Source organism: Sphingomonas sp. SRS2 (genome assembly GCF_000971055.1).
GTDB lineage: Bacteria > Pseudomonadota > Alphaproteobacteria > Sphingomonadales > Sphingomonadaceae > Rhizorhabdus.
In genome coordinates, this window is record NZ_LARW01000109.1 from 84,806 (window position 1) to 108,668 (window position 23,863).

A 23,863-nucleotide genomic window follows, 5' to 3' on the forward strand; every position below is an offset into this window, starting at 1 on the left:
CCCTCGGGGGTGATCGATCGGCCCGACCCTCGGCGCGCAACATTGTTGCGCAAGGGGGGGGTGGTCGAAAGTCCGGAAGGCCCCATGCCGCTAGACCGCAACGGGTCTCATTTGGAGATTTTTTTCGTGGGCGCTGAGTTTTTCGACCTGCTCGGGGATCCGATCCCGCCGGAGCACGTGGGAAGGGGTCGACCGCCGCACGTCGTCACCGACGAAAAACGCTTTAAAGTCATGTTGTTACTGGCGCTCGAAAAAACAGAGGCCGAGGTGGCGGCGGCGATCGGCATCTCGGACAAGACGCTGCGGAAACATTATTCCCGTCAGCTCAAGGTTCGGGATGACGCGCGGCTCCGGCTCGAAGGTGAGATCTGGAAGACGGTCGCGATGAAGGCCGCGACAGGTGACACCGGCGCGATCAGGGAGCTTAACCGGATGCTCGACAAGCATGATCAGGTCCGGCTGTCGAAGTCGATCGCCCAGCGCCCGCCGTCCGAGGAGAAGGCTTCGCCGCTGGGCAAGAAGGAAAAGGCGCGGCAGGCTGCGCATGAGGTCGATGGCATGTACGCTCCGCCTGCGGCCCCGAACCAGATCAACTAATGAAGCCGCCCGTCTGGTCGACTGCCTGCGTCGATTGGCGCGAGCGGATTATCGACCGTAGATCCCTGGTGCCGTTCGCGCCGTTGTTTCCGGACGAGGCGGAGGCATCACTCGCCGTCTTCAAGTCGCTGCGCATTATCGATCTGCCGGGCCATCCGACGTTCGGGGAGGTGTCCGAGCCGTTCGTGTTCGACTTCGTCGCCGCGATCTTCGGGGCCTATGATGCGTCGACCGGGCGGCGGCTAATTCGCGAATTCATGCTGCTGATCAGCAAGAAGAATTCGAAGTCGACCATTGCCGCCGGGATCATGATCACGGCTCTGATCCGGAACTGGCGTTACGCGGCTGAGTTGCTGGTGCTAGCGCCGACGAAGGAGGTCGCGAACAACGTATTCACCCCGGCCGTCGGGATGGTGCATCTCGATCCGAAGCTGAGCAATCTGCTCCACGTCGTCGAGAATCAGCGGACGATCAAGCATAGGGTCACCAAGGCCGAGATGAAGGTCGTCGCCGCCGATAGCGATATCGTGTCGGGCAAAAAGGCCGCTTTCGTTTTAGTCGAGGAGTTGTGGCTGTTCGGGAAGAAGCCCAACGCCAAGAACATGCTGATGGAGGCGACCGGCGGTCTGGTCTCCCGGCCCGAGGGGTTCGTCGTCTATTTGTCGACGCACAGCGACGAGACGCCGGCGGGGGTATTCAAGGAGAAGCTGGGCAAGTTCCGCGCGATCCGCGACGGGTTGATCGTCGATCGACGCAAGCTCGGGATGCTCTACGAATGGCCGGAGGACATGCTCGAATCCGAGGCATATCTCGATCCGAAGAACTTCTACGTCACCAACCCCAACATCGGCCGATCTGTCGATGAAGAATGGCTGGAGGAAAATCTAGCCGAGGCGGTCAGGGATGAGGGCGAGGGCCTGCAGGTCTTTCTCGCCAAGCACCTGAACGTCGAGATCGGGCTCCGGCTGAGCGGTACGCGGTGGCGCGGCGCCGATCATTGGGAAAAGGCCCGCTCCACGTCGCTGACCGGGCTCGACGAGCTGCTGAACCGCGCGGAGGTCGTGACGATCGGCATCGACGGCGGCGGCCTTGATGACATGTTCGGCCTGGTCGTCATGGGCCGTTGCGCGACGACCAAGCGGTGGATGATCTGGGCGAAGGCCTGGATTTTCCCGTCGGTTCTCAAACTGCGCAAGGAAATCGCCGACCGGCTGCAGGATTTCATCGCCGACGGCGATCTGGTGCTGTGCGAGGAGGGAGGGCGCGTCGACAGCCAAGAAGACGGCGACGACGACCTTGATGTCGACGACGAGCCTAATCAGGACATCAGGGAGGTCGCCGACATCATCGAGATGATCGAGGGGCGGGGCCTCCTACCGAAAGAATATGCAGTCGGCGTCGATCCGGCCGGCATCACGGATCTGATCGACGAGGTCATGGGCCGCGAAGCCTTCAAGGATCGCGAACGACTGATGGTGCCGATTAGCCAGGGCTGGCGGCTCAACCCGGATATCAAAGGCTCCGAGCGGAAGCTGAAACACGGGAAGATAATCCATTGCGGACAGCCGTTGATGGGCTGGTGCGTCAGTAACGCGAAGGCAGAGCAGCGCGGCAACGCCGTGTCTATCACGAAAGAAAAGGCGGGGACGGCCAAGATCGACCCGGTCATTGCGATGTTCAACGCGCATCATCTGATGGCGCGGAATCCGATGGCCGAAGGGCCTTCCGTTTACGCAGGTCGCGGCCTGCTCGTCATGTGAGGTTGTATGGGTTTGCTCGATATTTTTCGCCGCAGCCCGGACGCCGGCGCTCGCTCGCCCGCGGCATGGCCTGTTGCGGCGACTGGTATGTCGATCGCCACCACGCCCGAGCAGCTCGAACAGTTTCTTCGCGAGGGCGGCGGGGCGGAGACCATGAGCGGCGAATATGTCACGCCGCGCACCGCGATGGGCATTGCGGCGGTGTATCGTTGCGTTACCCTTATCAGCGGTGCCGTGGCGACGATGCCGCTGCACCTTAAGCGCCGGGTCGATGAGCGGACGCGCCAAGATGCCTCCGACCATCCGCTGTGGGAGGTGCTGCGTCGTCGGCCGAACAGATGGCAGACGCCGTCACAGTTCCGCCGGCAGATACAGTCACAGGCGCTGTTCCGCGGCATGGGCTATGCGATGAAGGTCCGGAGCGGAAAGTCGGTCGTCGCGCTGATCCCGCTTCACCCTGATCGGGTGCGAACCGAGCAAATCGCCGATTATTCGTTAGAGCATGTCTATACCCGCACTGACGGGAGCCAGATCACGATCCCCCAACGGGATATGTTCAATCTGGTCGGCATGTCGCTTGACGGCGTCCGCGGCCTATCTGTGCTGACATGTGCGCGCGAGACTATCGGCGCAGCGATCGCGATGCGGTCGCACGGTGCGACTCTGTTCCGGAACGGCACCAGCCTGGGCGGCGTCTTGAAGCATCCGGGCAAGCTCGGCACCGATGGGCAGGAAACGCTGCGGGCCAGCCTCGAAGCGTATCGAGGCACGGAAAACGCCGGCAAGAACCTGATCCTTGAAGAGGGGATGGCGTACGAGCGGCTCGGTATGAGCAACGCCGACGCGGAGTTCATCGCCTCGCGTGCCTTCGAAGACAAGCATATCTACATGTTCTTCGGGGTGCCGCCGCACATGGCGGGCGACACGACCGGCAGCACGAGTTGGGGCTCCGGTATCGAAATGCAGACCTTGGGGTTTCAGGCTTATACTCTCGAAGACTGGCTCACGACCTGGGAAGAAACGATCACGCGCGACTGTCTCGACGGCGAAGATCCGAAGCTATTTCCCTGGTTCAACCGCGCCGCTGCGGTGAAAAATGACATCAAGACGCGAACGGCCTCCTACAGCGCGGGTCGCGCCGGCGGGTGGCTGTCGAAGAACGACATTCGCGGTTTCGAAAACATGAACCCGATCGAAGGTGGGGACGACTATGACGCGCCGCTCAATTCCAACGTCAAGCCCGATGCTGCCGGTGACGAAGACGCCGCCAATGGCTCCGGTGGGAAAGATCCCGATGTCCCGCCCAAGCGATAGGCGCGTTTTCGCGCGCGAGCGGCCCGGCGCCATTCAGGTGCCGGGCGATCGCAAGGTGTCGGCCTTCACGCCTGCCAGCGTGATAGATCGCTGGAACGCTGATGCGGCAGGCGTCCGGGCGGTCGCCGCGGGGGACCATGTCATCACAATGTTCGACGTGATCGGCGAAGATTGGTGGACCGGTGGCGGGGTCACCGCGAAGAAGGTCACATCGCAGCTTCGCGCCATCGGCGAGCGGCCGGTCGAGGTCCAGATCAATTCACTTGGCGGCGACATGTTCGAAGGGCTGGCGATTTATAACGTCCTGCGCGAGCATCCGCAGCCAATCACGGTGAAGATCATGGGCATGGCGGCGTCCGCTGCCTCAATCATCGCGATGGCCGGCGACACGGTCCAGATCGGCGCGGCGTCCTTCCTGATGATCCATAATTGCTGGGTAGTGGCCGCTGGAAACCGTCACGAATTCCGTGAGGTCGCCGATTGGATGGAGCCGTTCGACCGCGCTATGTCGGACGTCTACGCCGCGCGGAGTGGTCAGAAGCAGACCGATATCGCGGCGTGGATGGATGCCGAATCCTATATGTCGGGGAGCCTCGCGATCGAGCGGGGCTTCGCCGACGAGTTACTCCCGGCCGATCAGATCACCGCCGACGATAACGCTCAGGCGGATGATCGCCGGGTGAACGATCTTCGCGCCATGGAGCTGATGCTCGTTTCCGGCGGGATGACGCGCAGCGATGCGCGCGCCCGCATATCCAAGATCAAGGGCACGCCGGGCGCTGCCCCTGAAAACGCCACGCCGGGCGCTGGCGATACCGAATGGCTCGGCGCTGCCGCCGCGCTCCTCAAGACACTACGCTCCTAGAAAGGAAGCAGCATGAAGACCGCAAATATCCTCGCTCTCGCGGGGGCGACGGCGCTCGCCTCCGCTCCACGTGCCGTGATGGCTCGACCCCGCGCCGAAGTGCCGACCGACCCCAAGGCCCTTTTCGAGCAGCTCAACACGGCTGTTACCGCCATGCGTGAGAAGGTCGACGCCACGGGGCAGAAGGTCGATGCTCTCGATGTCGAGGCTCTCAACAAGATCAACGCAACCGTCGGCGAGCTGCAGAAGGCGCTCAACGACTCGAACGAACAGATCGCCGCGTTGAAGCTCGGCGGACCCGGCGACGGCAAGATGTCCGCCAAAGACAAGGAGCATGTCGCCGCGTTCAACGACTTCACCCGGTCGGGCAAGATCGAGGCTCGGGGCGCAACCTTTTCCGATCCTGATGGCGGCTTCCTCACGCCGAAGCAGGTCGACACGTCGATCTCGCGCATCCTGGGCAAGACGGTGGCTATGCGCCGCATGTCGACCGTGATGTCGATCTCCGGCGACACCTATGTCAAGCACAAGGGTCTCGGCGGTGCTTCCTCGGGCTGGGTCGGTGAGGGCGACGCGCGCGGCGAGACGAACACGCCGCAGCTCGCCCGCCTCGAATTCGCAACCGGCGAACTGTATGCGGAGCCTGCGGCAACGCAGAAGTTCCTCGACGACTCGGTCGCGGATGTCGAATCCTGGTATGCCGAAGAAGTCGGCATTGAGTTTGCCGAGAAGGAAGGCGCTGCGTTCGTGAGCGGCGACGGCATCAAGAAGCCGCGCGGCTTCCTGAGCTATGCACCAATCGCCAACGCCAACTATGCCTGGGGAAAGGTCGGTTTCGTCAAGAGCGGCCACGCTACGGCTTTTCCGGCCGCCGGTGCGGGCGTGAACCCGGCCGATTGCTTCATCGATCTGGTGCATGCGCTCAAGGCGGGATACCGACAGGAGGCGTCGTTCCTGATGAACGATCTCACCCTCGCCGAGGTGCGCAAGCTCAAGGACTCGGAAGGTCGCTGGATCTGGCAGCCGTCGTTGCAGGTCGACAAGCCTGAACTGCTCCTCGGCAAGGCGGTCGACACCGACGACAATATGCCCGACCTCGGCGCCGGGGCGTTCCCCGTTGCCTTCGCCGACTTCAAGCGCGCTTATCTTATTGTCGAGCGGCTCGGCCTCCGCGTTCTCCGCAACCCTTATAAGACCAACGGCGTCGTGTTCTTCTACACGACCAAGCGGGTCGGCGGCGGAATTCAGAACTTCGAGGCGATGAAGCTTCTGAAAATCTCGGCGTAAGCGCTTTGGAGCGGGCCTTCGGGTCCGCTCCATCCACATTCGGCGATCCGTCCGAATGCCCAGGGATCGGCCGCAGTGCCGGATCCGATATCACAGGTGACACATGAAAGACCTTTACAGCCGTATCTCGGCGGATCGCGCGGTGTCGCCGGTCTCCGATGGCGACAATACCGCGCTCGTTTCGCAGATCATCGATCTGCAGGGCTATCATAGCCTTGTCTTCATCATCGCAGCGGGTTCGCTTGCCGATGCCGATGCCACGTTCGCCGTGCTCGTCGAGGATGGCGAAACGAACAATCTTGCCGATGCAGCCGCCGTTGCTGACGGCTTCCTGCGCGGGACCGAGGCCGACGCCTCGTACACCTTCGCCGACGATAATGTCGTCAAGAAGATCGGCTATGTCGGCAACAAGCGTTACGTGCGCCTGACGATCACGCCGGCCAACAACGCCTCTGCGGCGCTGTTCAGCGCCGTCGCGATCAAGGGTGACGCCGAGCTGCAGCCGGCTGCGTAATCAGGGCCGGGCTTCGGCCCGGCCTTTCTTCTTTCCGGAGACGACGATGCTGATCACGCTCGATGAAGCTCGGCAGCAGCTCGGCTTTGAGGATGGCGAGAATGAGGACGACGATTTCGTCGGGGCGCTCATTGAGGCCGTCGCGCAGCATTTCGAAGGGTTTTACGGCATCGTCGCCGACCGGCGCGCGCGCGAGTTCGGGTTCGACCAGTTCGCCCGGCTGATGGTGATACCGTCGACGCCCGTCGACAGGGAGACCGTCGCAATAACCTATCTGGACGGCGCCGGCGCGGAGCAGGCGTTTGCCGATTTCCGCACCGCGCCGTTCGGCCGCTATCATGTCCGCTTGCTTCCCGCGATCGGCAAGGCTTGGCCGACGCCCGGTTGTGGTGATGGGGTGATCACGGTGGCGGCCACGGTGGGCTGGGCGACCGACGAGGATAGCAGCGAGGGCGTTCCCGCCGATCTCAAGGTCGCGGCGCGGATGATGCTCGCGCACTGGTACAATAACCGCGAGGCTTTCGGTGCTTCGCTGCAGGAAACGCCGGCAGGCGTCGACGCGCTGCTCGCGCCCTACAAGTTGGCGCGGGTCTGATGCAGGCCGGGAAGTATAATCGCCGGATCGCGATATATCGGCCGGTCCCGGTTTCCGACGGCGTCGGCGGGCAGACAGAGGATTGGCGGCTTATCGGCCATCGGCGGGTGCGCGGCCGGCCGGTGGGCGGTTCGCAGAGCGATGTATCGGGGATGCTCGCCGATCAGCAAAGCTGGCGGATCGAGATGCGCAAAATGGATATCCGCACGGGATATCGCGTCGTCCTCGATGGCGCGCGTTACCGGGTGCGGTCGGCGGTGGATCCTGACGGTGGTCGTCGCGATCTGGTCGTGCTGATCGATATGGAGTTGCCGGAATGATCGGGGGAAAGTGGCTGGGCGTTCGCTCCACGCGACGCTTCCTCGCCAATATCGAGCCCGAGGCGCGGCGCGAGCTGAACGACGAGTTTCAGGCGATCGGCGATCGGCTGTTGGGCAATGCCCTGGCCGAGACGCCACGTCGCTATGGCGGCCTCGTGTCGGCGATCCAGAAGCGCGTGACGATCGGCGCCAGCCTGATCCTTCGTCTCGGTCTGCTGACCCGTCGGGCAAAGTCGGAATTCTTCTACGGCTATATTCTCGACCAGGGCCGACGCGCGGGCCGAGCGAACGCCGCGCGCGTGCGGAAAGACGGCACGGTCGAGCGCTATCTCGTCAATGTCGGGGCGATCGGCCGCAGCAAATATAATTTCGTGTTCGGCCGGCGCGCCGACTTCGATGCAAATGAGTTGCCGCGTCTGCGTTCGATCTTCGACCGGATCCTGCGACGCGCTTCGGCGGGAGTGGGCAATGACTGATCCTGCGTCGATCGACTATGCGACGGCCTTGCAAAAGGCGACCTATGACCGGCTTTGTGCGCTGATCCCCGGCGGCAAGCGAACAGTATTCCAGCATGTGCCGGAGAAGACGCCACCGCCGGTCGTCATCATCGGCGACCTGCAGAGTGAGGCGCGCGGGGGAAAGGGCGACGTAGCCGACCGCTGGACGATGGTCGTGTTCGCGGTGACGATGGGGACGTCGCGGGCCGATAACTTTGCCTTGCAGACCAAGGTTCGTGCGGCGCTGGGCAACTGGAAGCCGGATGCAACCGACGATGTCTTCTTCGGGCGGTTCGACTGGCCGGCGACGGATACGAACCCGGTCCTGAAAGACAACATCTATTACGGCACGATCACGCTGAGCTCCACGACCGAGCCGGCCTGACCGCATCTGAAATTCGATGGAATGACGCCCGCGACGGTCGCGGGTGATGGAGGTGACTATGCCTTATTTGGACGCAGACGAATACCGCCTGTGGGTCGGCAACGGGGCCGGCCCCGAGGTCTTCTATGAGGTGCAGGGCCAGAAGGGCCTGCGCTATCGCAAGTCGCGCGGGAAGGTGGACCAGACGGTCAAGAGTGATGATTATGAGGCGGCGCGACCCGGTCTGGGCTCCCTGGCGCTGTCGGTCGACCTGTCGCCGAAGCTGCCCGACGCGAACGGGTACAGCCGGCTTGAGACCGCCCATGGCGCCAAGACGTTGCTGAATCTGCAGATCCGCAAGGGCGGCGACACCGGGACGGCCGACGATGCGGTCTTCGCGGTCGCCGCCTATGTGCAGGAGATCGGCCCGAACCTCGATCCGAAGACGGATGCGTCGGACAGCATCGTGTTCATGCCGAGCGGCGCGCCGACGATCGACGAGCTGGCGTGATGAGCGCGAACGAGATCCGGGGCGAGCAGGCAATCCTGCTCGATGGAATCACCCATGTGATGCGGCCGAGCTGGGCGGCGTTGCAGGCGATCGAGGACGCGACAGGGATGTCGATCGTCGAACTCGGCGCTCGCGCCGAGATGGGGCGGCTGCGCGGCCTGCAGATTGCGGTGGTCGTCACCGAATGCATCAAGGCGGATCTGCGTCATCACGGCAAAAGCCGCGAGGCCGACGCCTGGGATGTCAACGTAGTGGCTGCCAAGCTGATGGAGGCGGACGGCGGTCTCGTCGCCGCGATCAAGCAGCTACCGCCATTCCTGCGCGATGCGGTGACCGGTAGGTATACCGCCAAGGGGGAAGCCAAGGCGGCGGTCGGGGATCCGGCGGGCGAAAGCCCGACGACCGGCACCCCCGCCGCCGCCTGATGGGCATCGCGATCCTCGACCTGCACTGGTCGGCGGATCAGTTCTGGAACAGCACACCGCACGAGTTTTTCAGCGCCGTGGAAATCGGCGAGGATCGCGCGGCGCAGCGTGGGAACGAAGACTGATGGCCGAGATCGACAAGGGGCTGGTCCTCCGTCTCGAAGCGACGACGCTGCTGCTTACGAAGCAGTTGCGTGAGGCGTCGACCGAGGTCGAGGGGTTCGCCAACCGGTCGAACCGCGCGATCACGACGTCGTCGGCGCAACAGCAAAATGCGGTCAAGAATCTTGGCTTCCAGTTCAACGATTTCCTCGTGCAGGTGCAGGGCGGCACGCCGATCCTGCGGGCCTTTTCGCAGCAGAGCGGGCAGGCCGCGGGCGCCTTGGCCGACATGGGAGGCAAAGCCGGCGCCACCGGGCGGTTCTTCTCGGGTATCCTCGGCGGCGGTATCCTCACCGTCACGACGCTGCTAGCCTCCTACCTGCTGTCGATGGGCGAGGCCAACGAAGCCCTCGACCTCGCCAAGGTCGGATCGACCGGGCTTGCCGATGCGCAATCCGCGCTCGGCGACATGTTCGACCTGACGTCCGGCAAGCTCAAGACGCAGAACGAGCTGCTCCGCGCCAACGCTCAGCTGACCTCCCTCAATCTGCGATCAGAGGCCGGCGCGGCGAAGGCGTCGTCGGGGAAGGCGTTCGGCAATGCGGGCGAGATCTCGGCATTGCCCTTTTTCTACAAGCCCGGCTCCAATGCCGATCAGTTCGCAGTGGTCGACGCTTTCCAGAAGGGCCGGATGTCCGCGCGCGATGCGCTCAAGCAGCTGGGCTCGCTCGGCGACAACGGCTTGAAGGTCAGCAACCGTGAGTTGCAGCAGGCCATCATCGACAGTCTGGCCGCGTCTGAAAAAGAGAAAATCGCCGATCTTATCGACCAGTCGCTCGATAGCGGGACATTGGCGGGGGGGGTTCGGCGGCCGGATTCCAAGAGGGGTAGAAAGGGCCGCACGTTCAGCGAGGATGATCGCTTTTATCAGTCGCTCGGGTTCAAGGATGCTGCCGATTTCAATGCTTCTGTCGCAAAATCGGCGAAGAGCATGGAGGAGACGCTCGCGAATACGATGCAGACCCTCGATCCGTTTCCTGCGGTAAGTGGCGGCTCGGACGCTTTCGAAAAGAGCATCGGCAAATCGATCGCAGGCGTCACCCAAGAGGTGCTGTCACTGAACGTCGCGCTCCAAGATGTCAGCACGCCGATGATGGACTTGCTCCAACAAATTCAGCGGGAAGGCGAGAACGCTGAGATGGTGTTGAACGGGATCGCAGCGGACGCGCTTGAGGGGCTGGGCGATGGCATCGCAGACGCGATCACCGATGCGAAATCGCTCGGCGAAGCATTCAGTAACGTAGCTGATCAGATCATCGCCGACCTGATCCGGATAGCGGTCCGTCAGGCGATCGTCGCCCCGTTGGCCGGGCTGCTCGGCTTGGGTGGTGGTGGCGGTGGCGTGCTGGCGGGGTTGCTTGGCTTCGCGGACGGCGGCGATCCCCCTGTGGGGACGCCGTTTATTGTCGGCGAGCGTGGCCCGGAAATCATGATGACCAAGTCGCCTACGACGGTAATCCCGAACCATCAGATCGGCGGCTTTGGTCGCGGCGGAACGACCATCTCGGTCGCGGTCGACGCTCGCGGTGCGACCGATCCGGCGATGGTGAAGGACGCGGCGGAGCGCGCCGTTCTTTCGGCCGCCCCTGCGTTGATTGCCGCCGCGCAGGGAAAGACCATGGCGGGGCTGCATCGGCGATCGCTTCCGTCGGGAGCAGGCGGATGACGACGATCAGCTTTCCAACCCAGCCCGGCATCGCCGAGATCCGCTGGACGCCGCCTGCCAAGACACAGGTCAACATGTCCGAGTGGAGCGACCGTCGGCGGATCACGAAATTCACCCATGCGCGGTGGAAAGCATCGATCGCCTTGCCGTCCATCGTCGGCGAGGCCGACTTCCTGGAATGGCGCGCCTTCCTGCTCGCCTGCGAGGGCCGCGCGAATAGTTTCCGAATCGTTGCCGTCGAGAATTCCCAGAATGCCCAGGCTGCGGTGCGGGTCAACGGCGGCGGGCAGACGGGGCTTGCCCTGGTCACCGATGGCTGGGCCGGCGCAGGCGCCGCTTTGAAGAAGGGACAGCTCATCACCGTGAACGACCAGTTGATCGGGATCTCCGCCGACGTGGCGATCGGCGGGGGCGGCAGCGCGACGCTGCCGCTGAGTCGCCGCCTGCGCATCAGCCCCGCCGATAACACGCTGGTCGAGGTGCGCCTGCCGACGGCGCTGATGGCGATGGACGACGACGATCTGCCTTATGCCGTCTCGCCGGCGCAGCTCTACGGCGTTTCCTTCGCGTGTTCCGAGGTGTTCGACGGATGAGCACCCGCCCCGACGCTACCGCCCAGGCGGAACTGAACCAGTCGGTGAACGAGCCGGGCTATTGCGCTTTCCTCGATCTCGATGGCGATCCGCTGCGCGTCACGACGGCGCCCTATAGCATGACGTTCGCCGGGACCGGCGATACGCAGCTCGATGGGCACACGTTCGATGCGCAGGACGGCCTGCTAATGCGGGTTGCGCCAGTCGAGATGAAGGAGGGCGGTGGGTCCACCGTCACGGTCACCATGTCGGGGCTGATGGGGATCGACAGCGATACGCTCAACATCATCGGCGATAAATCGAAATGGCAGGGCCGCGAAGTCGTGCTGTGGGCGATGATGCTCGATCCCTACGGCGACCGCATCGGCAACATCTGGTCCTATTATCGCGGCTATATGACGGTCCCAAGGATCGTCGGCGATCGCAGCGAACAGACGATCGTGATGACGATCGAAAGCTGGCTCAATTTCATGTCGCAGCCCAGCGGCCGGACATGGCTCGCGCAGAAGCGTTACGATGCAGGCGACATGAGCGCCGAGGCTTCCATCGCGATCGCGAATGGAACGAAGGGCAACGCGCTCGGTCCTTCGGCACCCTATCTCGACTGGTCAAAGGGGTTCGCCGGCGCGCTGGATTATGCACGGGCGATCACATGACGCGGCATCATGACTGGGAAACGCGCCTCGGAGCCTATCTCCGGGAGTGCCGGGACGTGCCGTTCGCCTGGGGCAAGCATGACTGCTGCACCTTTGTCGGCGGCGCGGTGCTGGCGATGACCGGGGTCGATCATATCGCAGCTTTCCGCGGCCATTATCGCACGGCGCGTGGCGCGGCGCGTGCGCTGCGACGGTTCGGCCGAGGAACGCTGGTGAAAACCGTCACGTCCAAGGCGAAGCCGATCAAGGTGGCGCTCGCGCAGCGCGGTGATGTGGTGCTGGTCGACGACGGCCAGGGCGGCGAAGCCGTCGCGATCGTGCTCGGTGCTTTCGCTGTCGGTGTAGGCGCACATGGCGATCAGGAGGGGCTTATCAAGATCGAGCGCGCGGCGTGGCGCCGTGCCTGGCGGGTGAACTGATGTCGAAGGTTCTGAAACCCCTTCTGATCGTCGCGGCAGTTGCCGTGGCCTTCATCCCGGGCGTGGGCACGGCGCTCAGTGTTGCCTTATGGACGAGCACCAGCCTTGGGCTCGCTGCTGCTGCGGCAATACCCGGCCTGATCATTGCCGCAGGAGCAGCTGCGGGCCTGTCGATCGCCAGCAACGCGCTCCTTAAGGTGCCACGATCGCCGCTGGGTCAGCTCGACCGATTGAACGCGTCGGTAATACCCGGTGCATATCGTCCGGCGGTGTTCGGCACGACGGCGCTCGCTACCGATATCCGGTATACCGAGCCATGGGGCGCCGAGCAGGAGTACGTCGATTATATCATCGGCTGCGCGGCGCATAAGGTCACATCGATCGACGAGATCTGGATCGAGGACCGCAAGGCATGGTCGGCGACAGGCGGTGTGATTGGCGATTTCGTCGGCTACCTGACCGCGGAGACGCGCCTCGAAGGGACCGCCGCCAACACGATCGCGATCAATGGCGGCGGCAAATGGGGTGCGACGCGTCGGCTGACCGGCTGCGCCTATATCCATCTCCGCGTGAAGCGCACGGGTAATACCAAAAAGGCCGAAAGCCCCTTCGCGGGAGGGCTCGCGTCGCGTCTTACGATCCGCGGCAAAGGCATGGCGCTTTACGATCCGCGGCGCGACAGCACCGCGGGCGGTAGTGGATCCATGCGGGCGAATGATCAGTCGACGTGGAGCTTTGCGCCATCGGGAAGCGAGATCGGCAACAATACTGCGTTGCAGATCCTTACTTATTATCTGGGCTGGCGGATCAACGGCCTGATCTCGGTCGGGTGCGGAATCCCGCCGTCTAAACTAGACATGGCGTCGTTCATCACTGCAGCGAACCTATGCGACGAACTCGTTGCAAAATCGGCCGGCGGCACGGAGCCGCGCTACCGTTCGGCGGCGGTCGTTACCGAGGGCGACGACCCTTCGGCGGCGATGTCGGCGCTGCTATCGGCCTGCAATGGGCGCCTCCGCGACAATGACGGCAGGATTACACTGACGATCATGCATAATGATCTGGCGGCGACCGCACTCGACGACGGGCTCGACGACGACGATGTGCTCGGCCCTTTCCAGTGGGATCCCGACCCCGCGCTCAACGATCAATATAATATAGCGCGGGGCAGGTATATCGATGCATCCGACGCATCGCTCTATCAGCCGGTCGACTATCCCGAGGTCAGCCTCGCGTCTATCGACGGTTTTGACCGCGTACTGTCGCTGGATCTGCTGACCGTAGAAAGTCCGAGCCAAGTCCAGCGCATCGCCAAGCAAGTGCTGCAGCGCAAGCAATATGACCGGCGCTTTACGGCGACATTCAGCAACCGGGCTTGGAAATATCAGGTCGGCGATCCCCTGCCCTTTACGTTCAGCGCCCTGGGGTTCGACCGGGCTCTATTCCGGGTCGAAGCCAAAACGATGAATTACGACGGCACCTGCCCGATGGTGCTGACCTTCGAGCATGAAGACATCTACGCCTGGGACGCGAGCGACGCGGCCCCGGTCGTCGCGGCGGATCCGACGCTCTACGATCCGCTCAACGATCCCTATATCCTCGGGATCGGCGAAGCGCTGGCTGCCGCCATTCAGGCGATCGCCGACGCCGCCAACGCCCAGGACACCGCCGACGGCAAGATCGACACCTATTATCAGACGGCGGCGCCGACAGGCGCGAGCGAGGGCGATCTCTGGTTCGACACAGACGACACGAACAAGCTCTATGTCCGGCGAAGCGGGGCCTGGGTATTGGCGGCCGATACGCGGGTCGCGCTGGCGATCACAAACGCGGCCGGCGCGCAGGCGACCGCAGATGGCAAGGTCACTACCTTCTACACGACGGCGACGCCGACGGCGACCGCGCTCGGGGACCTTTGGTATAGCAGTTCCACGAACCGGTTGCGGCGCTGGAACGGTTCGACATGGGTCGACGTCGCGACGGTAGGCGCGAACTGGTCCACCAATCTTACGAACATCCCGACCGCTATCAGCGATGGACGGGTCGATGCCGGGCTTAATTCGGACGGCACGATCAAAACCGATCGCGTGACGACGCTGTCGGTGGACGTTGGGGCGCTCGTCGTGCGCGCCGCTGCGCAGCCGGCGGGATCGACGGCCGGCACCGGCGCCAACATCAACGTCTGCACGATAAACGTCTATGTGCCGATCGACGCGTCGGTCCTGATCACCGCGACCGGGGCACAGAACTACGTTGGAGGCACTCCCGACCACGAACTGGACGTCACGGTCAACGGCGTAGTGCAGGGCTGGGGCAGCTCGGGCGGAGCGGGCGACTATCAGGCGGTCTGTGCGGCGGGCGCTCTGGTCACTTTGGCCGGCGGCGCGACGCATACGATCCGGGCGCGATGGCGCGGCGGAGCGGCCCAAATCATTCTCACCGACCTTCTCCTGGCGGTGGACGCAGCAATGAGGAATGGCTGATGGACGATTATCTGATCTATGATCCCGATGCGAACGAGGTCCATCTTCGATCGATGCGGCCGGAGCAATTGCCCTTCAATACCGAGGGCGGGACATGGCCTGCGGTCAAGCTTGACGGAAAGTATCGCACGATCAGCTTCGTCGATGGCGTGCCGGTCGAGACATTCGATCTGGACGCCGTGCGTAACCCGGTCCTGCGTCTAGTCGAAGCGCGGGCCGATGCGCTCATCGCGCCGCTGCTCGCGACGGGCGTCCGAGCGGCCGTCTATGATGCGAAGGTCACGGAAGCCGGCAATCTGGACGCGCCCACCCCGCTGCTCGACGCAGAAGCCCAAGCGATGGGCGTCACCACGCCTGAACTCGCGGAGCAGGTGCTTGCGAACGTTGCTGAAAGCTTCACGGACCGCGAGGCGATCGGCGCGATCGAGGCGGAACGGCGAACCGCTAAGGCCAGCATCATCGTCGCCGCGGGGTTGCCCGAGATCATGCTGGCCGCGCGCGCGGCCGGTGTCGCCTGATCTACTGCCCGGAGACCGTCATGACCTCGATCGCCCCTCACTTCAATTATGCGGGCGACGCCGCCGTGTTCGCGGGGGAGCCGCTCGTCGTCGTGCTCACGCTACTGTCTGAGGAAGGCGGCGCGCCGATCGAACTGACCGGCCGCACCTTCGTCATGGCGGCTTTTCGGGGCAAGACGCTGGACGTGCTGGCAAGCGTCAAGGGCGAGGGTGACGGCGATGTGGCGCAGCTCGCGTTCACGGGCGCGCAGACGCTGTCTATGTACGCCGCCGGCCGGGCGACCAGCCTGCGGTTGCAGATCTTCGAAGCGCTCGCGGTCGATAACGACGGTGAAGTGTTGAGCCGCAGCATGTTGAGCAGCGGGGCATTGACCGTGTTGGCGTCGCCGGCGCTGGCGGCCGACGCTACGCTGGACGTGCAGACCAATGCGCAGCCCTATGTCGCCGTCACGATCATCCAGGCGGCGAACGAGGTGCAGTTCGTCGAACGTGGCGCGCCGGCCGACCTGTCGGCCTTCGGCTTCCCGGTCGGCGCGGTGCCCGCCTATGCGGTGCTGATCGCACTCGCCGACGCGGAAAAGTTGCAGGACATCCGCGACAATATCCCGGCCGACATCAACGATGAGGTGGCGATCCGCTGGAACGCCGGCGCGCCCATCAAACCCGGCGATGCGATGGCCGAATTCATTCAGGACACGCTCGCCTATTCCGACGGTCAAATGACCGCGCTGTTCACGGCGGCTGTCGCCTCCGTTTAAGTCGAAGGACCATAATATGCGAAAGATCTTCGCGGCGATCCTTGCCGCCACGGTGTCGGTTGCGCTGCTCGCGCAGACCGCCCAGGTCGTGCCCCAGCTCGGCATCGACAAGTCGGGCACCTGCCGCCGCCTGACTGTGTATGATTCGACCAAGGCCGGCGCCGACAAGATGGTCGAGGTCGGATGCCTCGACGGATCGAACGCCTGGACGCCGGCGCGGATCAAGACGGTCAACGGCAACGTCATCACCGGCTCGGGCGATGTAGGGGTCGGCACGGTCACCAGCGTCGCCGCGCCAACGATCGGCACAAGCGGCACCGACATCGCCGCATCCATCGCCACAGCGACAACGACGCCGGCGATCACGCTCAACATCCCCACGGCCTCCGCCACAAATCGGGGGGCGGTGTCGGCAACCGACTGGTCGACGTTCAACGCCAAGCAGGCGGCGCTCGTCTCAGGCACCAATATTCGGACCGTCAACGGTTCCTCACTGCTGGGCTCGGGCAATGTCGGGGTGGGCACCGTCACCAGCGTCGCCGCGCCGACGATCGGCACCAGCGGCACCGATATAACCGCGTCGATCGCCAACGGCACCACCGCGCCCGCGATCACGCTCAATATCCCTACGGCGTCAGCCAGCAATCGCGGCGCATTGTCCGCGGCCGACTTCTCGACATTCGCGGCGAAGCAGGCCGCTCTCGTCTCGGGCACGAATATCAAGACGGTCGGCGGTGTCTCGCTGCTCGGATCCGGGGACGCCGGCACGATCGGCGTTGCTTATGGCGGTACCGGCGTCACCTCGTCGACGGGGTCAGGGAGCAACGTCCTCTCGATCAGCCCCGCGCTGGTAACGCCTGCGCTCGGTACGCCCTCCGCCGCGGTGTTGACCAACGCTATCGGACTGCCGCTGTCGACCGGCGTGACCGGCACGCTGCCAGTCGCAAACGGCGGCACCGGCGTCACCGGCTCGACCGGCACGGGATCGGTGGTGCTGTCGAACAGCCCGACGCTGGTGACTCCGGCGCTCGGCACGCCGGCATCGGGCGTGGCGACCAATCTCACCGGCACCGCCAGCGGCCTTACCGCCGGCACCGTGACGACCAATGCTAACCTCACCGGCGTGATCACCTCGGTCGGCAATGCGACCTCGATCGCGTCGCAGACCGGCACGGGTAGCAAGTTCGTCGTCGATACCAGCCCGACGCTGGTCACGCCGAACATCGGCACGCCCTCGGCCGGCGTGCTGACCAACGCTACCGGGCTTCCGCTGACGACCGGCGTGACTGGCACATTGCCCGTCGCGAACGGCGGCACGGGTGTCACCGGCTCGACCGGCACCGGATCCGTGGTGCTGTCGAACAGCCCCACGCTCGTGACGCCGGCGCTCGGCACGCCGGCATCGGGCGTGGCGACCAATCTCACCGGCACCGCCAGCGGCCTTACCGCCGGCACCGTGACGACCAATGCTAACCTCACCGGCGTGATCACCTCGGTCGGCAATGCGACCTCGATCGCGTCGCAGACCGGCACGGGTAGCAAGTTCGTCGTCGATACCAGCCCGACGCTGGTCACGCCGAACATCGGCACGCCCTCGGCCGGCGTGCTGACCAACACCACGGGCCTGCCGCTCACGACCGGGGTGACCGGTACCTTGCCTGTGGCAAACGGCGGGACGGGCGTGACCAGCTCCACCGGGTCCGGCTCAAATGTTCTTAGCACCTCTCCGACGCTGGTTACGCCGGCGCTGGGCACACCCTCGGCCGCGGTGCTGACCAACGCGACCGGCCTGCCGCTCACGACCGGGGTGACCGGAACCTTGCCTGTCGCGAACGGCGGTACCGGGGTCGGCTCCTATACTGCCGGCCGGATCCTGTACTCCTCGAGCACCACCGCGCTCAGCGGCTCCACCGCCTTCGTCCATGACGGCACGACCCTCGCCCTCGGCATATCGGCTTCTTCGGATTACCTGTTCCGGTTCGCGGGATCGATAACCGGCGGAACCAGCGCGCTTGGTATCTACATGGCGCCGACGATCCAGTCCGGGGTCACGGCATCGGCCGGCCTGTTCCGCTCGAACGCAACAGTCGCTGCCGCGTCCTTCACCATGACCCATCTGTCCCATTTCTGGGCCGAACAGGGCGCGATCGGAGCGGGCGCAACCGTTACCAACCAATATGGCTTTCGCGTCGGCGACAGCCTGACGGGCGCGACCAACAATTACGGCTTCTATGGCGATATTCCCGCCACGTCCGGCCGTTATAATCTGTACATGAGCGGTACTGCCGCCAATTATCTCGCCGGCCCTCTCGGTATCGGGACGACCGGCCTGACCGCATATCGTGTGCGCGTAGCCGGCAACGCGACCGGCGCGTCCAACGCCTTCGGAATTAGCGCGGAGCCGACCGTCCAGTCCGGCGTCACGACATCGTTCAACAACTTTTATTCCAGTCCCTCGACCCAGGCGGCGAGCTTCACTGTTGGTAATTTTCGCCATTTCTACGTCGAACCCGGGGTGATCGGGTCCGGATCCGCACTCAGCAATCAATATGGCTTTGCAGTAGCGTCATCGATGACGAACGGCGTCAGCAATTATGCCTTCCGCGTCGAGAATATCGGCGGCGCCAGCGCCACGACCGGCAAGACCATGTACGCATTCTCATCCGCGGTGGATGTGGCAACCGGCGGCGGCGCGGCCTTCAATATCTACGCACCCGGCACTGCGCCGAACTATTTTGCCGGAGACATGCGCTTCGACAAGACCATCACGGCGGCCGCGACGACCGGCGCGCAGACGATCAACAAGAACGCCGGTTCGGTGAACTTCGCCGCAGCTGCGACTTCGCTGGTCGTCACGAACGACCGGGTGACGGTCAACAGCATCCTGCAATGCACGGTCGCCGCCAACGACAACACGATGAAATCGGTTGCCTGTGTCGCCGGCGCCGGCAGTTTCACCATGTACGCCAACGCCGCCGCGAACGCCGAAACGCGGGTTAACTTCCTCGTCATCAACTAAGGAATTGGATCATGCCGATCACCTACGACTGGAGCCTGCAGGGCCCCGGCTCACTTGAATGCGTGCCCGAGCTCAACGGGCAGGAAAATGTCGTCAGGACCGTCCACTGGCGCCTGACCGGCAGCGACGGGACGTTTAGCGGTGTGACCGTTGGCTCCCAGAAGCTGGACAACCCGGAAGGCGATTTCACGCCCTATGCTGAGCTGACGCTCGATCAGGTGATCGGATGGGCCAAGGATGCGATGGGCGCGCCGCTCGTCGCGCTGAAGGAGAGCGCCGTCGCCGATCAGATCGCGGTGCAGGCGAACCGCCCGATGATCGCACCTCCGCTGCCATGGGAACAGCCGCCAGAGGCCTGACGACTAGCACTGCCAATCCACGACCCGCCACATGCGGGTTGTTAAATGCCGGGGGGTTAACATGGGGGCTCGGGATATCGCCTGGCTGTGGGTGCTTGCCTATGGAGCGGCGCTAACGGCGTTCGCGGCGCGGATCGCCTTTTTATTGTTCGGCATCGCCGGCGATCCGCCGGACGATCCGGCGCTCTACCAGCGCTGGTCGCGCAAGCGACGATGGTTGATCATCAGCGAGTTCGCTGCCCTCCCCATGTTCGCCACGCTCGCGGTTCTCGGCGCAGCCAAGGGCTGGGTCGATCCGGTGACGGCGGTGATCGCCGCGCTTATATCGGGGGCGCTGGGCTTCGCTTTCTTCCTGCACGCCGTGGAGGCGATCGTTCGCCGTCGGCTTTCGATCGAGGAGCGCGGATAATGAGCGGGATCGAGTTCGCCGCCGCAGCGGTAGTTTTTCTCTCGGGCGGCTCGTCCTTCGCCGCCGCCGTCAAGGCGTACCGCCCGCAGAGGGCAACGGCCGACGATATCGAGCGGATGAGCGGCGCACTGCAGGCGGCGCAACCGGATCCCGAAACCGAGCCGTTGCCCGATGACTTCGCGGCGCTGCTGGCAAGGCTGGAATGACACGAGGCCCGCCGGCGAAGAACGCCGACGGGCCTCTGTCGTCGAGCGGGGTCGCCTGGGGGGACGGGCGGCGCGGCTCAAACGGTCAACTGCCTGCGGCATGAGAAGTTCCGCCGGGCGAAATAATTTTTCGACATTAATAACAGGGGTGACCATGTGGACTTGGGATCAGTCCGCCGGCGAGCTGCGCCGCGCGGGGAAAGTCGTCTCGCGCGGCTATTCGGGCAATGGCCGGGGTAAGAACAATCCGTCCATGCAGGCGGCCAGAGGGGTAGGCCCAATCCCGCGCGGGCGCTGGAAGGTCGGGAAACCCTATGCCAGCGGCAACACCGGCCCGTTCACGATGCCGCTCTATGCGGATGACGGGAAGCTGGACGACGTTCATCAGCCGACCGGCCGATCGGCGTTCCGGATCCACGGCGACAGCATCGCCAATCCCGGCACCGCGAGTCATGGCTGCATCATCCTGCCGCGGGCGATCCGCGACCTGATCTGGTCGAGCGGTGACCGCGATCTCGAAGTGGTCGAATAGACCAAGCAATTCCCGACCTTTCCACGAACCTCCCAGCCCGGCGCCGACGGTCGGCGGCGCGGGCCTATGACGCACGGAGTTTGACCATGGATGCAATCCTGAAACTGTTCCCGCCGAAGATCATCGCGGCGCAGATCGCGGCGATCCTGTTCGCGATCGCCACCTGGGCGCACGTGACTTTGCCTACCGGTTTCACCCCCGACACGGTCGCCGGGTTCGGTCTGCTCGTTTTCACGCTGGTTACCGCCGTCCTTCGCTTCGGCCATGGCAATGTTCTGGCTGATGCCAAGGCATGGTGGCTGTCGAAAACGATCTGGATGCAGATCATCGGTGTGATCGTCGCCGGTCTGGTGCTGTTCGGTATCACGCCCAAGGGCATCAATCCCGCGCAGCTTGCCGAAGTCGCCGCCGTGCTGATCGGTCTGGTGACGACCGCGCTGCACGTCACCCCGTCGAAGCCGATCGGCTGATGTCGGTCGCGATGAGATGGCTAGGCCCGTACCTGTTCAAGGCGGGCCTTGTCGTCGCTCTCCTGGTCGGCGCATGGATCTATGTCCAGCGCGTCGACCAGACCGCACGGAGCGAGCAAAAGGCGGCCGACGTCGCCGAGGTGAAGCTCGCCCGCGAACAGGCGCGCGCCGAGGATCTGGCGCATGCGCGCCGGACTGAGAAGGCGCAGGCCCGAAATACGAAGGACGCCAATGATGCGCTCGTTACCCAATTGGCGGACGCTCGCGCTCGCCTCGCTGCTTATCTCCGCCGGGTGCGTCCACAAGCCGATCAAGGTAGCGCCCGAGCGGCGGCTTTGCCCGGCCTTGCCGACGCCGCCGACTTCGATGACGTCACCTATCAGGGTGCCGTCGTTTCTGTCACCGACCTAGACATCTGCACCGAGAATACCGTGAGGCTGCAGAATGTGCAGGCATGGGGCGCGAAGTTCGGCGCCGATCAATGACGGCCCTGGATCTCATTGCGAGCGGCTTCCGCAAGGAAGGCGCTGCGGGTGAGGTTCCGTGCGCTCGCGGCGGCATCGATCGCCGCGAGTGTTCCCCGGTCGAGTGAAAGATTGACGCGGGTCGCTTTCCCGCTGACCGTCATACGAGGGACAGCGATCAGGAAAGCACCCGCCGCCAGATCGGCCGATGTCGCTTCCCGAATCGCGCCTACGCCGCTGGCCTCCGGCTCCGCCTGATCCTCAAGCCAAAGCTCCATTGCCTCGATTGCGTTCGGCAAGACATCTTCAAGTTCATCCGCTGCCGAGAAACATCCGGGCAGATCGGGAAAGCTGACGCCATAGGCGCTGTCGTCATCCTTATGCACGACGGCGTAAAAATACTTCATGTCGATCCTCCGAGGGGATGGCCTAGAGCCATCCCACTGTCTTTGCGATGCTGCGGGCCGTGCCGATCGGCAAGTCCCGCTTGGGGTGGGGGACGATCACCGTGACGCTACCCTTGCGGAGCTTGTGGTGCGATCCTTTGACCGACACCAGTTCGAAGCCCTCGTCGGCGAGGCGCTTGATGATCTTTTTGCTGTCCCGTTCCATGCGCAAATATCTACACATCATCGGGCAAGGTGTCAACTATCGATGCGCAAATAATTACACATTTCGACGCGCCTTTATCAGCTTCTCACGGTCGCTGTCGGCCGCGAGCGCCCATGCGACAGGGTTTATCCCGAAGGGCGCTAAACATGCCGCGGGGGCGACTACGTTGCTGCCCAAGGTAGCACCGCCGCCGGTTCCGGGCTCGATCCATTGCGGGCGTTCGGGCCGGGACAGACAGATTGCGCAGTAGAAATGCTGGGGGAGATCGCGCCAACGGTCGCTCCACCGCCTCTTTTTCCAGTGATCGCGGATCTCGCGGACATCGAACGTGCGCGCCCGCCCACAATTTCGGTTCGAGCAACGGACCAGCATCCGCCCGCCGCCGTATAGTTCGCACAGATCATGCAGGGTGGATGGCGGACGTTTTGACACAAGAAACTCCCACGCCGCCGAGGCGGGGGCCGGGGCGCGCCAACGCCCCTCAGCCGGTGGAAAAGACCCACCATGTTCCCCAGGCGGCCGCCCAGGTCGCATCCCGCCATCCGGCACCGGATAGCGGAACGAATATGGAACATCCGTTATGGAGTCGAGTCCGCTTTTTGATCTTCCCGAGGTGTGTCGCCCGCGTTTGCAACCGCACGCAAAGCAGGGGCTTGCATGGCCGCGCCTTGCCTCAATGACGCCGATCGGCGGTGCGGCCGGCGAGGCGGCGGGGTATCTGTTCGATCCTACGCCCGACCTCCTCGGCAATCGCGTCCTGCTGGGTTTCGGCGATCAGGAGATGGCCGTCGCGCTGCTCGACCGGCAGATCGCCAACGGGATCATCATCGCCAAGCACTACAGCCATCGCGTCTATTCCGCCTCGACCGAGCATTTCGGCGTGTGGATCGACCGTGAGCTCGTCGGCGTGATGCAATATGGTTTTGCGATGAACCCGGCTTCGGCCGACAGCGTCGTCGCCGGCACGCTGATGCAACAATATCGCGAGCTCAATCGAATGTGGCTGGACGATCGCGCGCCGCGCAACAGTGAGAGCAAGGCTTTGGCCTATTCGATCAGGCTGCTTCGCCGCCTCGCGCCGCCCGTCAAATGGATCCAGTCATTTGCCGACGAGCGGTGCGGCCTGTTCGGCACCGTCTATCAAGCCGCCGGCTTTACCTTCCACGGCGAACATCTGGGCACGTTCTGGGAACTGGACGGCGAGTTCTATCACGACTCGCTGATGACGAACGGCCGGACGGCGAGCGCGCCGCGCGCCGCCTATCTCCGCGCCAACGCCAAGCGGGCGATCAAGCACCGCCTCCGCCAGTTTCGCTATCTGCGCTTCCTTCAACAGCGATTTGCCAAGGCGTGCCGCTATCCGGTGCAGCCCTTTCCAAAACCAGCTTATGCGGCCCGTCTAGACGACGAGCACCCGCCCAGGGTGTGTGAGGACGGTGGGAATCCGTCGGGCCGCTCCACTCCCATGGAGTAAGGATCGACTCCGGC

Annotated in this window: 30 protein-coding genes; 28 read left to right on the forward strand and 2 right to left on the reverse strand. The window is 64.0% G+C overall.

Annotation, left to right across the window (positions count from 1 at the left end; translation table 11 throughout):
- Positions 1-9: 9 nt before the first annotated feature.
- The 27 genes from WP12_RS17040 (at position 10) to WP12_RS17165 (ending at position 21,784) form a co-directional block, all read left to right on the forward strand.
- Entirely contained in the window at positions 10-597 is a 588-nt protein-coding gene (locus tag WP12_RS17040; RefSeq protein ID WP_152664052.1) for a hypothetical protein, read from the forward strand.
- Positions 597-2,357 carry a terminase large subunit gene (locus WP12_RS17045; protein WP_046194866.1) on the forward strand — a complete coding sequence of 587 codons (1,761 nt, stop codon included), beginning with the start codon at positions 597-599 and terminating at the stop codon, positions 2,355-2,357. The genes WP12_RS17040 and WP12_RS17045 overlap by 1 nt, the downstream gene beginning before the upstream one ends.
- Before the next feature lie 87 nt (positions 2,358-2,444).
- Positions 2,445-3,671 (forward strand): phage portal protein, encoded by a 1,227-nt coding sequence (locus tag WP12_RS17050; protein ID WP_084691207.1) that lies wholly within the window; start codon positions 2,445-2,447, stop codon positions 3,669-3,671.
- Positions 3,652-4,536: a head maturation protease, ClpP-related gene (locus WP12_RS17055; protein WP_052730459.1), complete on the forward strand. Its 885-nt coding sequence runs from the start codon at positions 3,652-3,654 to the stop codon at positions 4,534-4,536. The genes WP12_RS17050 and WP12_RS17055 overlap by 20 nt, the downstream gene beginning before the upstream one ends.
- Before the next feature lie 12 nt (positions 4,537-4,548).
- Positions 4,549-5,823 (forward strand): phage major capsid protein, encoded by a 1,275-nt coding sequence (locus WP12_RS17060; RefSeq protein ID WP_046194868.1) that lies wholly within the window; start codon positions 4,549-4,551, stop codon positions 5,821-5,823.
- A 103-nt stretch (positions 5,824-5,926) separates the two neighbouring features.
- Positions 5,927-6,337, forward strand: a complete 411-nt coding sequence (locus WP12_RS17065) for a hypothetical protein (protein ID WP_046194869.1) — start codon at positions 5,927-5,929, stop codon at positions 6,335-6,337.
- Between the two features lie 46 nt (positions 6,338-6,383).
- On the forward strand, positions 6,384-6,932 hold the full coding sequence (locus WP12_RS17070; RefSeq protein ID WP_152664053.1) for a head-tail connector protein: 549 nt from the start codon (positions 6,384-6,386) through the stop codon (positions 6,930-6,932).
- On the forward strand, positions 6,932-7,252 hold the full coding sequence (locus WP12_RS17075) for a head-tail adaptor protein (protein ID WP_046194871.1): 321 nt from the start codon (positions 6,932-6,934) through the stop codon (positions 7,250-7,252). Before WP12_RS17070 ends, WP12_RS17075 begins: the two co-directional genes overlap by 1 nt.
- Complete coding sequence (locus WP12_RS25355) at positions 7,249-7,728, forward strand: hypothetical protein (RefSeq protein WP_046194872.1); 480 nt, start codon at positions 7,249-7,251, stop codon at positions 7,726-7,728. The genes WP12_RS17075 and WP12_RS25355 overlap by 4 nt, the downstream gene beginning before the upstream one ends.
- Positions 7,721-8,134: a DUF3168 domain-containing protein gene (locus WP12_RS17085; RefSeq protein ID WP_046194873.1), complete on the forward strand. Its 414-nt coding sequence runs from the start codon at positions 7,721-7,723 to the stop codon at positions 8,132-8,134. Before WP12_RS25355 ends, WP12_RS17085 begins: the two co-directional genes overlap by 8 nt.
- 58 nt (positions 8,135-8,192) lie before the next feature.
- Complete coding sequence (locus WP12_RS17090) at positions 8,193-8,624, forward strand: hypothetical protein (RefSeq protein ID WP_152664055.1); 432 nt, start codon at positions 8,193-8,195, stop codon at positions 8,622-8,624.
- Positions 8,624-9,049, forward strand: a complete 426-nt coding sequence (locus WP12_RS17095; protein WP_052730460.1) for a GTA-gp10 family protein — start codon at positions 8,624-8,626, stop codon at positions 9,047-9,049. Before WP12_RS17090 ends, WP12_RS17095 begins: the two co-directional genes overlap by 1 nt.
- A complete protein-coding gene (locus tag WP12_RS24280) occupies positions 9,049-9,174 on the forward strand; it encodes a phage tail assembly chaperone (RefSeq protein ID WP_084691205.1) in 126 nt (41 codons plus the stop codon). Before WP12_RS17095 ends, WP12_RS24280 begins: the two co-directional genes overlap by 1 nt.
- Positions 9,174-10,877 (forward strand): phage tail tape measure C-terminal domain-containing protein, encoded by a 1,704-nt coding sequence (locus WP12_RS17100; protein ID WP_046194876.1) that lies wholly within the window; start codon positions 9,174-9,176, stop codon positions 10,875-10,877. Before WP12_RS24280 ends, WP12_RS17100 begins: the two co-directional genes overlap by 1 nt.
- The gene (locus tag WP12_RS17105; RefSeq protein ID WP_046194877.1) at positions 10,874-11,470 is read left to right on the forward strand and encodes a hypothetical protein; all 597 of its coding nucleotides are present in this window, start codon (positions 10,874-10,876) and stop codon (positions 11,468-11,470) included. Before WP12_RS17100 ends, WP12_RS17105 begins: the two co-directional genes overlap by 4 nt.
- On the forward strand, positions 11,467-12,126 hold the full coding sequence (locus WP12_RS17110; protein ID WP_046194878.1) for a hypothetical protein: 660 nt from the start codon (positions 11,467-11,469) through the stop codon (positions 12,124-12,126). Before WP12_RS17105 ends, WP12_RS17110 begins: the two co-directional genes overlap by 4 nt.
- Positions 12,123-12,545 carry a DUF6950 family protein gene (locus WP12_RS17115; RefSeq protein ID WP_046194879.1) on the forward strand — a complete coding sequence of 141 codons (423 nt, stop codon included), beginning with the start codon at positions 12,123-12,125 and terminating at the stop codon, positions 12,543-12,545. Before WP12_RS17110 ends, WP12_RS17115 begins: the two co-directional genes overlap by 4 nt.
- Positions 12,545-15,028, forward strand: a complete 2,484-nt coding sequence (locus WP12_RS17120; protein WP_152664056.1) for a phage tail protein — start codon at positions 12,545-12,547, stop codon at positions 15,026-15,028. The genes WP12_RS17115 and WP12_RS17120 overlap by 1 nt, the downstream gene beginning before the upstream one ends.
- Positions 15,028-15,546 carry a hypothetical protein gene (locus WP12_RS17125; protein WP_046194881.1) on the forward strand — a complete coding sequence of 173 codons (519 nt, stop codon included), beginning with the start codon at positions 15,028-15,030 and terminating at the stop codon, positions 15,544-15,546. Before WP12_RS17120 ends, WP12_RS17125 begins: the two co-directional genes overlap by 1 nt.
- A 20-nt stretch (positions 15,547-15,566) precedes the next feature.
- Positions 15,567-16,304: a hypothetical protein gene (locus WP12_RS17130; protein ID WP_046194882.1), complete on the forward strand. Its 738-nt coding sequence runs from the start codon at positions 15,567-15,569 to the stop codon at positions 16,302-16,304.
- 16 nt (positions 16,305-16,320) lie between these two features.
- Positions 16,321-19,323 (forward strand): beta strand repeat-containing protein, encoded by a 3,003-nt coding sequence (locus tag WP12_RS17135; RefSeq protein WP_046194883.1) that lies wholly within the window; start codon positions 16,321-16,323, stop codon positions 19,321-19,323.
- An 11-nt stretch (positions 19,324-19,334) separates the two neighbouring features.
- Positions 19,335-19,682, forward strand: coding sequence for a DUF7936 family protein (locus WP12_RS17140; protein ID WP_046194884.1), 348 nt, complete (start codon positions 19,335-19,337; stop codon positions 19,680-19,682).
- 61 nt (positions 19,683-19,743) lie between these two features.
- Positions 19,744-20,091 carry a hypothetical protein gene (locus WP12_RS17145; RefSeq protein ID WP_046194885.1) on the forward strand — a complete coding sequence of 116 codons (348 nt, stop codon included), beginning with the start codon at positions 19,744-19,746 and terminating at the stop codon, positions 20,089-20,091.
- Complete coding sequence (locus WP12_RS17150; RefSeq protein WP_046194886.1) at positions 20,091-20,297, forward strand: hypothetical protein; 207 nt, start codon at positions 20,091-20,093, stop codon at positions 20,295-20,297. The genes WP12_RS17145 and WP12_RS17150 overlap by 1 nt, the downstream gene beginning before the upstream one ends.
- Before the next feature lie 154 nt (positions 20,298-20,451).
- A complete protein-coding gene (locus WP12_RS17155; RefSeq protein WP_046194887.1) occupies positions 20,452-20,829 on the forward strand; it encodes a tlde1 domain-containing protein in 378 nt (125 codons plus the stop codon).
- 86 nt (positions 20,830-20,915) lie between these two features.
- The gene (locus WP12_RS17160) at positions 20,916-21,299 is read left to right on the forward strand and encodes a hypothetical protein (RefSeq protein WP_046194888.1); all 384 of its coding nucleotides are present in this window, start codon (positions 20,916-20,918) and stop codon (positions 21,297-21,299) included.
- On the forward strand, positions 21,299-21,784 hold the full coding sequence (locus tag WP12_RS17165; RefSeq protein WP_046194889.1) for a hypothetical protein: 486 nt from the start codon (positions 21,299-21,301) through the stop codon (positions 21,782-21,784). The genes WP12_RS17160 and WP12_RS17165 overlap by 1 nt, the downstream gene beginning before the upstream one ends.
- Here the strand turns inward: WP12_RS17165 and WP12_RS17170 are convergent.
- Positions 21,778-22,170, reverse strand: coding sequence for a type II toxin-antitoxin system HicB family antitoxin (locus tag WP12_RS17170; protein WP_046194890.1), 393 nt, complete (start codon positions 22,168-22,170; stop codon positions 21,778-21,780). The genes WP12_RS17165 and WP12_RS17170 overlap by 7 nt on opposite strands.
- 22 nt (positions 22,171-22,192) lie before the next feature.
- Positions 22,193-22,375 (reverse strand): type II toxin-antitoxin system HicA family toxin, encoded by a 183-nt coding sequence (locus WP12_RS17175; RefSeq protein ID WP_046194891.1) that lies wholly within the window; start codon positions 22,373-22,375, stop codon positions 22,193-22,195.
- A 676-nt stretch (positions 22,376-23,051) separates the two neighbouring features.
- Between WP12_RS17175 and WP12_RS17180 the strand changes: the two genes are divergently transcribed.
- Positions 23,052-23,849 carry a Mom family adenine methylcarbamoylation protein gene (locus WP12_RS17180; protein ID WP_200894543.1) on the forward strand — a complete coding sequence of 266 codons (798 nt, stop codon included), beginning with the start codon at positions 23,052-23,054 and terminating at the stop codon, positions 23,847-23,849.
- The last annotated feature ends 14 nt before the right edge of the window (positions 23,850-23,863 follow it).

Excerpts from the sequence above, each read along its gene's own strand:
- WP12_RS17045 (WP_046194866.1), top strand. The coding sequence starts at position 597 with ATGAAGCCGCCCGTCTGGTCGACTGCCTGCGTCGATTGGCGCGAGCGG.
- WP12_RS17050 (WP_084691207.1), top strand. The coding sequence starts at position 2,445 with ATGTCGATCGCCACCACGCCCGAGCAGCTCGAACAGTTTCTTCGCGAG.
- WP12_RS17055 (WP_052730459.1), top strand. The coding sequence starts at position 3,652 with ATGTCCCGCCCAAGCGATAGGCGCGTTTTCGCGCGCGAGCGGCCCGGC.
- WP12_RS17060 (WP_046194868.1), top strand. The coding sequence starts at position 4,549 with ATGAAGACCGCAAATATCCTCGCTCTCGCGGGGGCGACGGCGCTCGCC.
- WP12_RS17065 (WP_046194869.1), top strand. The coding sequence starts at position 5,927 with ATGAAAGACCTTTACAGCCGTATCTCGGCGGATCGCGCGGTGTCGCCG.
- WP12_RS17070 (WP_152664053.1), top strand. The coding sequence starts at position 6,384 with ATGCTGATCACGCTCGATGAAGCTCGGCAGCAGCTCGGCTTTGAGGAT.
- WP12_RS17075 (WP_046194871.1), top strand. The coding sequence starts at position 6,932 with ATGCAGGCCGGGAAGTATAATCGCCGGATCGCGATATATCGGCCGGTC.
- WP12_RS25355 (WP_046194872.1), top strand. The coding sequence starts at position 7,249 with ATGATCGGGGGAAAGTGGCTGGGCGTTCGCTCCACGCGACGCTTCCTC.
- WP12_RS17085 (WP_046194873.1), top strand. The coding sequence starts at position 7,721 with ATGACTGATCCTGCGTCGATCGACTATGCGACGGCCTTGCAAAAGGCG.
- WP12_RS17090 (WP_152664055.1), top strand. The coding sequence starts at position 8,193 with ATGCCTTATTTGGACGCAGACGAATACCGCCTGTGGGTCGGCAACGGG.
- WP12_RS17095 (WP_052730460.1), top strand. The coding sequence starts at position 8,624 with ATGAGCGCGAACGAGATCCGGGGCGAGCAGGCAATCCTGCTCGATGGA.
- WP12_RS24280 (WP_084691205.1), top strand. The coding sequence starts at position 9,049 with ATGGGCATCGCGATCCTCGACCTGCACTGGTCGGCGGATCAGTTCTGG.
- WP12_RS17100 (WP_046194876.1), top strand. The coding sequence starts at position 9,174 with ATGGCCGAGATCGACAAGGGGCTGGTCCTCCGTCTCGAAGCGACGACG.
- WP12_RS17105 (WP_046194877.1), top strand. The coding sequence starts at position 10,874 with ATGACGACGATCAGCTTTCCAACCCAGCCCGGCATCGCCGAGATCCGC.
- WP12_RS17110 (WP_046194878.1), top strand. The coding sequence starts at position 11,467 with ATGAGCACCCGCCCCGACGCTACCGCCCAGGCGGAACTGAACCAGTCG.
- WP12_RS17115 (WP_046194879.1), top strand. The coding sequence starts at position 12,123 with ATGACGCGGCATCATGACTGGGAAACGCGCCTCGGAGCCTATCTCCGG.
- WP12_RS17120 (WP_152664056.1), top strand. The coding sequence starts at position 12,545 with ATGTCGAAGGTTCTGAAACCCCTTCTGATCGTCGCGGCAGTTGCCGTG.
- WP12_RS17125 (WP_046194881.1), top strand. The coding sequence starts at position 15,028 with ATGGACGATTATCTGATCTATGATCCCGATGCGAACGAGGTCCATCTT.
- WP12_RS17130 (WP_046194882.1), top strand. The coding sequence starts at position 15,567 with ATGACCTCGATCGCCCCTCACTTCAATTATGCGGGCGACGCCGCCGTG.
- WP12_RS17135 (WP_046194883.1), top strand. The coding sequence starts at position 16,321 with ATGCGAAAGATCTTCGCGGCGATCCTTGCCGCCACGGTGTCGGTTGCG.
- WP12_RS17140 (WP_046194884.1), top strand. The coding sequence starts at position 19,335 with ATGCCGATCACCTACGACTGGAGCCTGCAGGGCCCCGGCTCACTTGAA.
- WP12_RS17145 (WP_046194885.1), top strand. The coding sequence starts at position 19,744 with ATGGGGGCTCGGGATATCGCCTGGCTGTGGGTGCTTGCCTATGGAGCG.
- WP12_RS17150 (WP_046194886.1), top strand. The coding sequence starts at position 20,091 with ATGAGCGGGATCGAGTTCGCCGCCGCAGCGGTAGTTTTTCTCTCGGGC.
- WP12_RS17155 (WP_046194887.1), top strand. The coding sequence starts at position 20,452 with ATGTGGACTTGGGATCAGTCCGCCGGCGAGCTGCGCCGCGCGGGGAAA.
- WP12_RS17160 (WP_046194888.1), top strand. The coding sequence starts at position 20,916 with ATGGATGCAATCCTGAAACTGTTCCCGCCGAAGATCATCGCGGCGCAG.
- WP12_RS17165 (WP_046194889.1), top strand. The coding sequence starts at position 21,299 with ATGTCGGTCGCGATGAGATGGCTAGGCCCGTACCTGTTCAAGGCGGGC.
- WP12_RS17170 (WP_046194890.1), bottom strand. The coding sequence starts at position 22,170 with ATGAAGTATTTTTACGCCGTCGTGCATAAGGATGACGACAGCGCCTAT.
- WP12_RS17175 (WP_046194891.1), bottom strand. The coding sequence starts at position 22,375 with ATGGAACGGGACAGCAAAAAGATCATCAAGCGCCTCGCCGACGAGGGC.
- WP12_RS17180 (WP_200894543.1), top strand. The coding sequence starts at position 23,052 with ATGACGCCGATCGGCGGTGCGGCCGGCGAGGCGGCGGGGTATCTGTTC.